Below are 13,653 nucleotides of genomic sequence, written 5' to 3'. Positions count from 1 at the left end.
AGAATTTATGTTTATACAAACCAAGGATTTAGTAAAAACCTATAAATCAAGAAATGTAGTGGATAAAGTGAGTGTTCGTGTGGAGGAAGGCGAAATTGTGGGATTGTTAGGCCCCAATGGAGCAGGCAAGACAACTACTTTTTATATGATTGTAGGTGTAGAAAAACCTAGTTCAGGAAGTATCTGCATCGGTGATGTGGATGTGACCCATATGCCGATGTATAAACGATCTGCCTATGGTATTGGATATTTGCCACAGGAAGCCTCTATTTTTCGTAATCTAACCGTTGAAGATAATATTTTAGCTATGTTAGAAACTACGGATCTTTCTAAAGTAGAACAAAAGGCAACCATGGAGTCTTTATTAGAAGAATTTCATATTACCCATGTACGTGACCGCTTGGGCATTCAGTTGTCTGGTGGTGAGCGACGTCGTGTAGAAATTGCTAGAGCCATTGCTTTAAATCCTAAGTTTATATTACTGGATGAACCTTTTGCAGGGGTTGATCCTATTGCGGTAGCAGATATTCAATCTATTATTCGTCATTTGAAAGATCGAGGGATTGGAGTGCTGATTACAGACCATAATGTACGTGAAACATTAGGGATTGTAGATAAAGCTTACATTTTAAATAGTGGTACGATTTTATTAGAAGGTACAGCCGATGAAGTAGCTACGAGCGATGTGGCTCGTAAGTTTTATTTAGGTGATGATTTCCGAATGTAGGAGTGGGTATGAGAATTTTAGATAAATATATATTGAAAGCTTTCATAGGGCCATTTCTGTTTGGGATTTTTGCCTTTACTAGCATTTTTATTGGAACAGGTACGCTATTTCGTATTGCCCAATATATTACAGAATATGGGGCTAGTTTATGGTCTGTGACTAGAGCTTTTTTATTGGCATTACCGAATATTGTAATATTAACCTTTCCTATGTCTGTCCTACTAGGATCGCTTATGACATTTGGTCGATTAAGTGGTAGTAGTGAAATTATCGTGATGCGTGCGGGGGGACAAAACTTTTTACGTTTGGCCACACCTGTATATATCATGGCATTTCTTATTTCTCTTTGCTCTATTGCTTTTAATGAATATGTAGTGCCAGCAGCGAACCATGCGTATCAAACGATTATCCGTGAGGAGATTATGAAACGTGCTACTCCACAAACACAGGAACATATTGTATTAAAAACATTAGCAGACAAAAAGATTAACACCTTAATGTATGCAGGTAAATATGATAGCTCTACTAAACTGTTGTCTGATATTACAGTGCAACAATTTACGGATGGACAAGTGACACAAATTGAACGTGCTAAAACTGCGAATTGGAACGGTCAATACTGGATTATGCACGATGGTACTATTTATGATATTAATGCATCTGGTGAGGGTATTGATCGAACTATGAAGTTTGAAGAACAAGTATTGCCAATTACGCAAGATCCAGATAAAATTAGTCGATCTCAACGTAAGCCAGAAGAGATGACCATCAAAGAGATTAGACAGCAAATCAAAGCGATGGAGGCTACTGGTGGTAAAATTACAGAATGGCAAATGGAAATGTATCAACGCTTTACTATTCCTGTAGCAAGCTTTATTTTTGCCTTGGTAGGAGCACCATTAGGTTTACAAAAACAACGGTCTAGCTCTTCTATTGGATTTGGCATTTCTGTGTTAGTTATCTTTATTTATTATGGGGTAATGACATTGTCTGGCGCTCTAGGTAAAGGAGGGGCGTTACCACCAGTATTAGCAGCGTGGATTCCTAATACGTTAGGTGTATTAGCTGGTTTATATTTAAACTGGAGAGTATCTAAATAATAAGATTTTACAGGGGTAGCATTACTAATTTAGTAAGTAATGCTACTCTTTTATATCTTGATTGCAGATGAGTATATGGAGACCTTTTATTGTATAACCATTGTAGTGTACTAGGGATTTTGATATACTAAGTAAAGATATAGGACTAGTATTTTACATTGAGGTATATGACCATGTTAGTAGGACTACGGATTCTCCTTATTATTACCATTATGGGGGGATTAATTGCATTTTTAGGCGATAAAATCGGCACTAAAGTAGGGAAACGGAGGATGAGTTTGTTTGGGTTGCGTCCTAAACATACATCTATTATTGTGACTATTGTAACGGGGATATTCATTTCTGCTGCTACGATAGGCGTGTTGAGTATTGCTTCAAACAATGTACGGACCGCTTTATTTGGTATGGATAAATTGAAAGCTGAAATGGCGCAACTTTCAGCAGATATAGATCAAAAAACGAAGGCATTACAACAAAGTAATGATGAATTGAATCAAAAAAATAAACAATTGCAAAAGGTACAAAGTGATGTACAAGCAACGGAGCAAGAGCTAGAAGAAACTCGCAGCGCTTTATCTAGCATGGGAGATCAATTAGTATCGATTCAAGATGCCTATGCAGAAGCGGAACAAAAACTTGTTAACTCAAATGCAGAAGTAGGACGGTTAGAACAGGTACGTACACAATTGGAAAGCCATGTACAAGATCTACAATTAACTACGAAACAATTAGAAGATGGTATCAATCATGTGCGTGAAGGGAATGTGGTATTCCGTAATGGAGAAGTCTTATCCCAAGCTGTGATTCGACCTGGCTTAGGAGAAGTAGAAAGTATGGCTGCCTTAACAAGCTTCTTGAAAGACACGAATCGTCTTATTTTAAATCGATTCCAAATGGAAGAAGAAAAGACAGTCATTTATGTGAGCCGGGATAACTTAAATGAAGTAGCAAAAGTAGTAGCCTCTACGGATAAACCATTGATGATTCGCGTTACTGCTTCAGCAAATATTATTTATGGAGAACCGGCGCTAGCAGAAATTCATGCATATCCTCATGATATGGTTTTCAAAAAAGATACAGTCCTTTGGTCATCTCTGATAGATGGTGGTAAAAGTGCGCAAGACCAAGTGTTGGCATTTTTAAAAGAAGTCAATGGGGAAGCGAAAAAACACGGTATATTACCAGATCCTATTACAGGTGAAGTCGGTTCTTTACCGGGAAATGAGTTATTTATTACTATTCGTAAAATAGAAAATCAACGTGGCCCCGTACGATTAGAGGCAGTCACAAGAGAAGATACTTTCACTAGTGGACCTGTACAAATTATGCTGCGTGTCATTCCAGTGAATCAGTGAGGAGTGGACTATGGTATTGGAACCCTACGTATTGGCAGTTGATCCAGGGCGTGATAAAACAGGCGTTGCCATTCTAACAAAAACAGCTCAATTAGTGATGATGGATATTGTGTCTACTGCATCAGTTCAAAAGGAATTAGAATCTTTGCTGGCTATGTATCCAACAATAACCTATATGGTTTGTGGCAATGGAACGAATCACAAAGTGGTGGGATCCATAGTTAAAACACTAGCAATATCACAAGAAAGAGCATTTGCATTCATGAATGAAAAGCATACCACAGAAGAGGCAAGGCGCCGTTATTTTGAGGTGCATCCACCGACAGGGTGGAAAAAATTAGTGCCTAAAGGCATGTTATATCCTCCAGTTCCAGTCGATGATATTACGGCATGGATTATTGGAGAACGTTGGTTATTAGTTAATGAGGAGTGAGTATCCAAAGGATGAAAGAACATAAAAGCAGAAAACGAAAGATAATGGATATGGTTATGCGATACTTTATGATGATTATTGGAGCGGCCATTTATACCTATGGACTAGATGTATTTTTAGTGCCAAATCACCTTATCGATGGTGGTGTTGTAGGTATTGCCTTGATGGCTAGTAAGTTATCTGGTATATCATTTAGTGTACTCGTTATGTTAATTAATCTACCATTTTTATATGTAGGGTATATGCAAATTGGTAAAAGTTTTACCATATCAACCCTATTTGCTATAGCGTGTATTTCCGTATTTTCTGCTTTCATGCATCAAGTACCTCCTATTGTACATGATCCCTTGTTGGCCTCAGTCTTCGGTGGTATTATTCTGGGGCTTGGAGTAGGTATTATTATACGAAATGGTGGGTCCTTAGATGGCTCTGAAATTGTAGCAATCATTTTTGATAAAAAGAGTTCCTTTTCCGTAGGTGAAATCGTTATGTTCCTGAACTTCTTTATTTTAGGAGCAGCGGGATTTGTATATGATTGGAATAGTGCCATGTATTCCTTGATTGCCTATTTTGTAGCTTACAAAATGATGGACCTAGTTATTACTGGGGTGGAAGAATCTAAAGGAGTTATGGTCATTACTGATAAATCGGAAGAAGTCGCTGATGTAGTGATGCATCGCTTAGGTCGTGGTGTTACTTTATTGTACGGCGAAGGGGCCTATACTAAGACCCCAAAGCGTATTATTTATTGTGTTGTGACGCGATTGGAATTAACAAAACTAAAAGATATTATTTACGAAGTGGATGAGAATGCTTTTATCACCATCAATGATGTACATGATGTATTTGGTGGTCAATTTGGAAAAAAATCAATTCATTAATGGATAATTGTGAGATACGTATCATTACGTATCCTTAGAATAGGAGGGTATATGGAAAAAGATACAGCCATAGGAAGTCAAATTTTGAAAGAAGTTCGTGAGTGGTTACAAGCCATTGTTGTAGCTCTTATTGTAGCCATGTTAACGCATATATTTATTGTGCAGCCCACGAGAGTGTCCGGCGAATCCATGGAGGATACTTTACATAATGGGGATTTCCTATTAATTAGTAAATGGTCTCATGTAATGCGAGATGTACCAAACTATGAAGATATCGTTATCATTGATAGTCGCGTGCAACGAGAACGTTCTTGGAAAGATGATGTGATGGAACCTTTGATGAATTACGCCAGTGTGGTAGTACCATCTTTGCAAGGTCATGATGTATGGGTAAAACGAGTAATTGGTCGCCCTGGTGATACATTAGAATTTAAAGAAGGACATGTGTGGAGAAATGGTACCAAGCTAAATGAGCCGTATACTAAAAAAGAGACTATGAAGTTTGAACGCTCCTTACCAATTACTGTTCCGGAAGGGCATGTATTTGTGATGGGAGACAATCGTAATCATTCTTCAGATAGCCGTTTCATTGGATTTGTACCAGTAGATCATGTACTTGGTAAATTAGCGTATCATATACGTAATCCATTTTAACTATAATTTAATACGACTTTTGGAATCCTATGCTTTGGCATGGGATTTCCATATATCCTAAGAAAGGTGGAGAGACAGATGGGTGAAGGTTTAATCTTAGTCAATACAGGAGATGGAAAAGGCAAGACAACAGCAGCTTTAGGTGTAGCACTACGCTCAGCTGGATGTGGCAGAAGGGTACTTATTTTACAATTTATCAAAAGTGGTGCTAATTACGGTGAATTAGCAGGCATTGCATTACTACCAACTGTAGAGATTCGCTCTATGGGAAAAGGGTTCATCTTTCATAAGCAAGATGAATCAGAAGAAAAAATGAAGGAACATCAACAAGCAGCAAAAGAAGCGTGGGCTATGGTGGAAACAGAAGTGAAGTCTGGTCAATGGGATTTGATTATCCTTGATGAAATCAATTATGCCATTCATTATGGCTTAGTAGATGTAGAAACAGTAGTGAATTTACTCAAAACAAAACCAGAGAACTTAGACATGATTTTAACAGGTCGAAATGCACGCCCAAAGATTATTGAATTGGCACATACGGTAACGGAAATGAAAGTCATCAAACATGCCTATCAACAAGGGATTAAAGCAAAGCGTGGCATAGAATTTTAACTTTGGTAATCTAAGTATATGGTTGATTACTGGATGTTGCATAAAATAAAAGGGGTATGCAAAAACCACATCGAAAATCTTAAAAATAGTTCTTGCGTAAGTGAAGAAAAACAAGTACAATAATAGTGTACTAATTTAGTGCTTTACATGGAAAGGTTTCCATGTTTGGATATGATATTAATTCAAGGGGGTTATACCTATGGCTATCACAAATTATGTAAAAACAGCTGAATTTGCAACAGAAAAACATGTTCCAGTAATCACAGCACCTGACACTGTTAAAGCTGGCGAACGCGTTGTAATCGAATTAGAAGTGGGTAAAGAAATTGCTCATCCTAACACTGTAGAACATCATATTTCTTGGATCAAATTGTACTATGTAGAAGAAGGTACACAACTTCCTTACGAAGTAGCTCGTCTTGAGTTCAATGTACACGGTGAAGCTCCTACAGGTGCTAACGAAGGTCCTGTACATGCGGAAGCAGCAGGTGTTGTTACTGCATCTTTCAAAAAATCTGGTCGTTTGATTGCAACTTCTTACTGCAACATCCACGGCTTATGGGAATCTGAAAAAGATATCGTAGTAGAAGGTTAATTTTGGATTAGACATCTAACTGAATTGATTATGATAAGGACTGTTACCCCTAGTAAGGGATGACAGTCCTTTATTATTACGTATAGAATTTGTATAGGCATAGACTGTTGTATAATATAGTAAAAATATATATAGAAATATCTACTTTAAAAAGACAAATGTATGATAAAAATAGTAAGATATTACAAAAATCCTTTACTTTAGTAGCGTAGTATGGTAGATTAATATAGATATTATTTTATACTTTGTATCTTATAAATGAGGGATTGCAGTGGCATTAATTGTGAAAAAATTTGGTGGTAGCTCTGTAGCGACACCTGAAAAAATATTTAACATTGTAAATCGCGTGTTGCGCGACAAACAACCAGATGATCGTGTTGTGGTTGTTGTTTCAGCTATGGGCGATACAACAGATGACTTGGTGAGCTTGGCGAAAGAAGTCACATCTATGCCGTATGGCCGTGAAATGGACCGTCTTTTGTCCACCGGTGAGCAAGTGACGATTGCATTGATGGCATTAGCATTCCAAGCAAAAGGTCATGCAGCGGTATCTATGACAGGTGAGCAAGCTGGGATTGCGACTAGCGATACCTTTGGTAAAGCACGTATTTTAGATATTGAACCGAAACGTGTGCTAGATTCTTTAGAAGCCGGTAACATTGTGGTTGTGGCGGGTTTCCAAGGCATGACGGAAGCTGGGGACATTACTACATTGGGTCGTGGCGGTTCTGATACAACAGCCGTAGCATTAGCAGGCGCTATGAAAGCCGATGTATGTGAAATCTTCACAGATGTAGATGGGGTATACTCCACAGATCCACGAGTGGCACCAGGAGCCGTGAAATTGAAAGAAATCACCTATGGTGAAATGCTAGAAATGGCCCGCTTAGGAGCAGGGGTTATGCAACCAAGAGCGGTCGAAATGGGACATCGGTATGGGGTGCCAATTCATGTACGATCTACTTTCAGTGATGAAGAAGGCACGATAATTCGAGAGGAGTATACAATGAAAGCAAATCAATACGCTATTACAGGCGTTGCAGATGATACAAATGTAGCAAAAGTAAGTCTTGTAGGTGTAGAAAATGTACCGGGTGTGGCGCATCAAGTATTCCAAGCGTTAGCAAATAAGAGCATTGATGTAGACATGATCGTACAAAGTATTCGCACTACAGATGACAAGCGCACGGATATCGTGTTTACCATTACACGTGATGATGTGAATTTAGCGAAACAAGTACTTGAAGAACTTGGTCAATCCATGTCTATCGAAGAATGTGTAATTAATGAAAATATGGCAAAAGTTTCCATCATCGGCGCTGGTATGTTGGGACAACCAGGTGTAGCAGCAAAAATGTTTGGTATTTTATCTGATGAAGGTGTGAATATCGAGATTATCAGTACATCTGAAATCAGTATTTCCTGCCTTATCGGAGAGGAACATATTAAAACAGCTGTACGAGCTATTCACGATAAATTAATTTTAGACGGCAGAGGTTAAGTAACAATTAGAAAAGAAGGTATAGGAATGAATGATAAGAAAAAGGAACGGTATATACAACTAGGGTTGTTAAGCGGATTAGTAGCACTGGGTCTTCTAGTGTACGTCCTTGTTCCAGGTTTCTATGATGATATGTGGGAATTAATCCTTTCTGGTGATGTACAACGCATGGCAGAGGTATTACAATCCTATGGGCCATGGGCCATGGTGATAAGCTTTGCTCTGGATGTGCTCATCAATGCATTGGGATTTTTACCATCCATCTTCTTTTCTACAGCCAATGGCTTGTTATTTGGTGTGGTGCCAGGGATTATTATTTCTTGGTTAGCAGAGACTGTAGGTGTGGTGCTTAGTTTTATGATTATGCGCTACATTTTGCGAGATACGGCACATAAGGTCATTGAAAAGAGCGAGTTTTTACTGAAAGTAGATGACTTTAGTGGTAAAAATGGTTTAGTTATGATGCTTTTTGCTAGATCTATTCCATATTTTCCAAGTGGAATCATCACAGCCTTAGGAGCCATTAGTCAAATCTCCTTACGGGATTACATCATTGCGAACTTGATTGGTAAGTTTCCATCTACCGCACTAGAAGTGATTGTGGGTCATGATACGGTGCTGTTACAAGATAATCTAGGACGATTGGCAGTAGTGGTGCTCGTTGCTACGGTTATCTATTTCCTGTTGTGGAAAGGATACCAACGGTGGGCTAAACAGCGGTAATATAAAATGATGCCTCCTACTATTTGTAGGATTGGTGTATCTCACTGTTTGAGACAGTGAGGTATTTACTAGGACAATCTATGATCTTAATATACGAGTAAATATATAAAAAGGAACGTTGATAATGTTTGATCAACGTTCCTTTTTTCGGTCTTATGATACTTTGTTTAGTCGTTAGTATAACGTAATATGATTTATGTATGGTATCGTGCTTTAAAAGAAGGATAATAAAAAACTCAATTCTTAATGAATTGAGTTAAGTACCCACAGCGGGTGCCCCAAGGGCGATGAAAATAAATTCGTATTTGAACTTGTAGTGTGATTCTGTAAATGTCTCAACTCCTTGAGACACCTTTATTGTATACAGAAAAAGATATGGAGTCAAGGATTTTTTAGTAGTATAATACAATTAAATAACAAATGGTGATATTCATCTTGAATTATTATAAGGGATTATTTCATGGTAGTTGATCAAAAGGAGAAGAACGATGAGTAATTTTGACAATCATAAGGATTCAATTTGTAAACACAAAGGTCTAAAGAAGGGGAATTACTATATAGGGTTAGATATTGGGACGAATTCAGTAGGCTGGGCAGCTACAAATGAGCAATATGAGTTGTTGAAATTTAAATCTCATAAAATGTGGGGATCTAGACTGTTTGCAGAGGCACAAACAGCTGTTGATACACGTATGAAGCGGTCTGCTCGTCGTCGTCTGCAACGTCGTAAATTTCGCTTGTTACTATTAGAAGAATTATTTGCTAAGGCTATCAATGCTGCGGATGATACTTTTTTTCTTCGACTTCATGAATCGAAATATCATGTAGAAGATAAAACAAATCCAGTGAAATATACACTGTTCATGGACAAAGATTACACAGATATTGATTACTACAAGGAATTTCCTACTATCTATCATTTGCGTCATCATTTGATGACCTCTGGTACAAAAGACACTCGTTTGTTATTCTTGGGGATTCATCATATCTTAAAATATAGAGGGAATTTCTTGTATGGTAGAAAAGAGTTTTCTATTGATGGAGAGATGTATTCGGTCCTTAGATCTACTTTAGAAGAACTAGGTTTTGGAAGCTATGTGGAGGATGCAAGTGTGCTCCAGTCTATAGCCAATTTAGTGCTAGATAGAGGTATTGTACGAGGTGAAAAGGTAAAGCAGATAGAGCCATTGATTACACAAGGAAAAAAACTATCCAGTGTAGAAAAAAATAGGTTAAAAGCTTGGGCTTATCTCATTATGGGCTTGAAAGCTAATTTGGTCAATCTATTTACAGATGAGGATATAGAAGTAATACTTCCAGAAGAAAAAGAATTTAAGAGTATTAATTTACATGAAGGTATCTATGAGGATGTACGGGATGCTTATGAAGATGCTTGGGGTGACCGATTTGCTATTGTCGATCAATGTAAGGTTTTACACGATATCATTGTGATTAGCTCTATTATAAAGCCTGGGCAATCTTTGTCAGAGGCAAAAATAGAATCCTATAATCAACATAAAGAAGATCTAGTGCTTTTAAAATCTGTGCTGAAAGAGGACAAAAAATTATATGATGACATGTTTGTTGTAGATATAGATAAAGGTACAAATTACGTTAAATATATTAAACAAGGTGTGAATGGTAATACCTCTACAACACAAGAAGCGTTTTATAAGTATGTTAGAAAAGTAGTCTCCGTATTACCAGAAACAGAAAATACAAGATGTATAGTGCAGAAACTAGAAGAAGGAACATTTTTACCACTTCAACGAATTAGTAAAAATGGGGTAGTACCTTATCAACTGCATAAAGAAGAATTAGTACGCATTCTAGAAAAAGCAAAGCTAAACTTCCCATTTTTAAATGAAGTAGAAGATGGATTGACCGTAGCGGATAAAATTATATCTATCTTAGAATTTAAAATCCCGTATTATGTAGGGCCATTGAATCCAACGCACTCCATTGAAAATGGTGGTTTTGCTTGGGTTGTCCGTAAAGAAGCAGGACAAGTGTTGCCATGGAACTTTGAACAAAAAGTTGACGTCCAAGCATCGGCGGTTAAATTCATTGAAAATTTAACTAACAAATGTACCTATTTAATCGACCAAGATGTGTTACCTAAATATTCCTTGCTCTATGCGGAGTTTTCGTTGCTGAATGAATTGAACAATATTCGTGTCAACGATAAACCATTACCTGCAGATGTGAAACAAGCATTTATCCGAGAACATTTTATGTCCTTGCAAGATAGTAAAACAGCTACGAAAAAAGTGGTGGCAAAATATTTAGTAGATAATAACTATGTGTCACAACCGCCTATCATCACAGGTATGGACCAACAGATTGCTACGAAGTTAACATCCCACAGAGATATGACTCGTATCCTAGGGGAACATTTTGACCATGCCATGGCGGAAGATATCATTCGATATATCACTATCTTTGGTGAAAGTAAAGATATGTTGCGCCAAGTGTTGAAAAACTATTATGGAGATCGTCTTACTACAGAACAAATTAAAAAATTAGGGAAACTTACCTATACAGGTTGGGGTAGATTGTCTAAAAAATTCTTGTCCGATATTTGGGGTATGAAAAAGAATGATGACGATGCAGAAGCAGGTACTATCATTGAGCATATGCGTGAGGGGCAGGAAAATTTGATGCAACTATTGAGCTCTTCTTATTCTTTCATTGATGTGGTCCAAGAATATGTGACAAACGTATTGGGGGAGAAAGAAAAGACAGCATTTGAAATGTTAGAAGATTTATCCTTATCGCCGATGGTAAAACGTAGCGTATGGCAAACATTGCGCATCCTTGATGAGATCGTATCTATACGTAAAGAACTACCAAAGAAAATATTTGTAGAAGTAGCTCGCACAAATAAAGCGGATAAAAAACGTACTCAGTCTAGAAAAGCACTGTTGGAAGAGTTATATGAACAAATTAAAGATGAAGATGTACATGTTTTGCAACAAGAATTGAAATCTAAAGAAGATTCTGCTCTGAATAGTAAAAAGCTATACTTATACTTTACACAAATGGGGCGTTGTATGTATTCTGGCCGTAGAATCGATATTCATGAATTGTTTACAGATACGTATGATATCGACCATATATATCCGCGTAGCTTAACAAAGGATGACAGTTGGCATAATATTGTGTTAGTGGAAAAACAATTAAATGCAGAGAAAACAGACCGGTTTCCAATTTTATCGGCTATTCAATCTAAGCAAAAAGGATTTTGGAAATTATTATGGGATAGGGGATTTATTTCTGAAAAGAAATATGATCGTTTAGTTCGTACAACAGACTTAACCGATGAGGAACTCAATCAGTTTATCAATCGTCAGATGGTATCTACGAATCAGTCTGTTAAGGGGGTTACTACTTTATTACATCAACTGTATCCAGAGACAGAAGTAGTATTTTCTAAAGCAGAAAATGTATCTGATTTTAGACGTGATTATGGCTTTGTAAAAGTGCGCTCTATTAATCATCATCATCATGCAAAAGATGCGTACCTAAATATCGTAGTAGGCAATGTGTATCATGAAAAGTTTACGAAAAACTTTTTATCCTTTGCCAAACAAAAAGGGACACATCGTACCTATAATTTAACAAAAATGTTTGAATATGAAATTAAATTAACAGAAGAATCTAAGAAGGTGATCTGGGATCCTAATATTCATATGGAAATAGTGAAAAAGATGATGAAAAGTAATGATGTACGTGTTACACAACGGGCGGTACCTCAAAAAGGTGGTCTATCTGATGAAACTATATACAAAAAAGGAATCGCTAAACGTGGTGTATATCTGCCATTGAAATCATCTGATGAACGTGTAAGAGATGTGGAAAAATATGGCGGAAGAACATCGATTACCATTTCTGAATATATCATTTTGAATATCAGGGATACTTCGGACCAAGATCGAATTGAAATATTTTCCTTACCACTTTATATAGCAGGTAAGAAAGATATTCATAAGGCAATAGAAGAGGCATATTTATCTACTTGTAAAAAACCTGCATCAGTGGTAGATATCCAAATACTATATCGAGGACTATATATTGGTAGTAAAGTAAATATTAATGGTTTTACTTATTATATGGGTGGTAAAACAGGATCTAATGTTTCTGTCGATAGTGCGGTTGATGTGGTAATGGATATAACATCGAGTGTATATATTAAATTGCTAGAAAAAGTAGCTATTAAAAAGATAGAAAACTCAAAAACATTCCGTATTGAGAATATAAAAACATCTTATAACCATAAAGAAGTTACAGTTAGTAAAGAACAAAATATTGCCTTATATCAAGAGTTGTTAAAAAAACTTGATACGCCTCTATTTTCTAAGATGAAAGGAAATAAATTAGAAGAGTTTCGAACAGTTGGCTTTGATACATTCATAGCATTATCTTTAGAGGACCAAGCTAGTGTGCTATTGGAAGTGTTGAATGTGTTAACGAACTTTAAAACAAAACGAGATATTACAAAAATTGGCATGACTAGTTCTCGTTCTACACTGGGGATTAATATATCTAATACGGAACAATTTAGCGTTATTACAACATCTATCACAGGCTTATATGAACAAGAAATTAAAATAAAATAGGAGACACTATGAGTTGGCGCACGGTAGTTATCACTAAGCAATCAGAACTTGATGAAGTGCTAGATACAACAGAAAGAGTGATAGTCCTATTAAACTATTTTATCAGGATTCAACCATCGATATTGTTCATGAATTATTAGATCCAGATTTATTCGTAATTATGAATATAGATTTGTATTTAGACCTGGAGGAGGTGCAGTTGTTTTTTAGTACTATATTAGCGAAACAGCTATGTATTCTATGTATATCTTCAGGTTCATATGGGTTACAAGATATTGTTTGAGAGTAGTGTGATTCTGTAAATGTCTCAAACTATAAAATGATTTATAATGAAAAATTTTAAGTTTGAGAGTAGTGTGATTCTGTAAATGTCTCAAACTATAAAATATTAAAAAATGTCTCTAAAACAGTTATAGAGAAGACTAAGAATGATAATGTGTCAAACTCAATGGT

General features: G+C 36.6%; 11 protein-coding genes. All 11 read left to right on the top strand.

What is annotated here, in order from left to right; genetic code table 11:
• Positions 1–7 precede the first annotated feature (7 nt).
• The 11 genes from lptB (at position 8) to cas9 (ending at position 13,200) form a co-directional block, all read left to right on the top strand.
• The gene (lptB, locus tag EO113_RS06925; RefSeq protein ID WP_062401918.1) at positions 8–727 is read left to right on the top strand and encodes an LPS export ABC transporter ATP-binding protein; all 720 of its coding nucleotides are present in this window, start codon (positions 8–10) and stop codon (positions 725–727) included.
• Positions 728–735: 8 nt separating this feature from the next.
• Positions 736–1,827: an LptF/LptG family permease gene (locus tag EO113_RS06920; protein ID WP_009353054.1), complete on the top strand. Its 1,092-nt coding sequence runs from the start codon at positions 736–738 to the stop codon at positions 1,825–1,827.
• 167 nt (positions 1,828–1,994) lie between these two features.
• The gene (locus tag EO113_RS06915; protein WP_370466910.1) at positions 1,995–3,182 is read left to right on the top strand and encodes a DUF3084 domain-containing protein; all 1,188 of its coding nucleotides are present in this window, start codon (positions 1,995–1,997) and stop codon (positions 3,180–3,182) included.
• A gap of 10 nt (positions 3,183–3,192) precedes the next feature.
• Positions 3,193–3,615, top strand: a complete 423-nt coding sequence (locus EO113_RS06910; RefSeq protein ID WP_127135902.1) for a hypothetical protein — start codon at positions 3,193–3,195, stop codon at positions 3,613–3,615.
• Between the two features lie 11 nt (positions 3,616–3,626).
• On the top strand, positions 3,627–4,496 hold the full coding sequence (locus EO113_RS06905; protein WP_052847058.1) for a YitT family protein: 870 nt from the start codon (positions 3,627–3,629) through the stop codon (positions 4,494–4,496).
• A gap of 51 nt (positions 4,497–4,547) precedes the next feature.
• A complete protein-coding gene (gene lepB, locus EO113_RS06900; RefSeq protein WP_009353044.1) occupies positions 4,548–5,150 on the top strand; it encodes a signal peptidase I in 603 nt (200 codons plus the stop codon).
• A 78-nt stretch (positions 5,151–5,228) separates the two neighbouring features.
• On the top strand, positions 5,229–5,762 hold the full coding sequence (gene cobO / locus EO113_RS06895) for a cob(I)yrinic acid a,c-diamide adenosyltransferase (RefSeq protein ID WP_127135901.1): 534 nt from the start codon (positions 5,229–5,231) through the stop codon (positions 5,760–5,762).
• Between the two features lie 199 nt (positions 5,763–5,961).
• Positions 5,962–6,357: a class II SORL domain-containing protein gene (locus EO113_RS06890; RefSeq protein WP_009353050.1), complete on the top strand. Its 396-nt coding sequence runs from the start codon at positions 5,962–5,964 to the stop codon at positions 6,355–6,357.
• A gap of 271 nt (positions 6,358–6,628) precedes the next feature.
• A complete protein-coding gene (locus EO113_RS06885) occupies positions 6,629–7,858 on the top strand; it encodes an aspartate kinase (RefSeq protein WP_127135900.1) in 1,230 nt (409 codons plus the stop codon).
• Between the two features lie 27 nt (positions 7,859–7,885).
• Complete coding sequence (locus EO113_RS06880; protein WP_127061168.1) at positions 7,886–8,581, top strand: TVP38/TMEM64 family protein; 696 nt, start codon at positions 7,886–7,888, stop codon at positions 8,579–8,581.
• Between the two features lie 488 nt (positions 8,582–9,069).
• Positions 9,070–13,200: a type II CRISPR RNA-guided endonuclease Cas9 gene (gene cas9 / locus EO113_RS06875; RefSeq protein ID WP_127135899.1), complete on the top strand. Its 4,131-nt coding sequence runs from the start codon at positions 9,070–9,072 to the stop codon at positions 13,198–13,200.
• The last annotated feature ends 453 nt before the right edge of the window (positions 13,201–13,653 follow it).

It is taken from the genome of Veillonella sp. 3913 (assembly GCF_003992235.1).
Taxonomy (GTDB): domain Bacteria; phylum Bacillota; class Negativicutes; order Veillonellales; family Veillonellaceae; genus F0422.
Note: the sequence above shows the minus strand (reverse complement) of the source record. Positions and strands in the feature narration are given on the sequence as shown.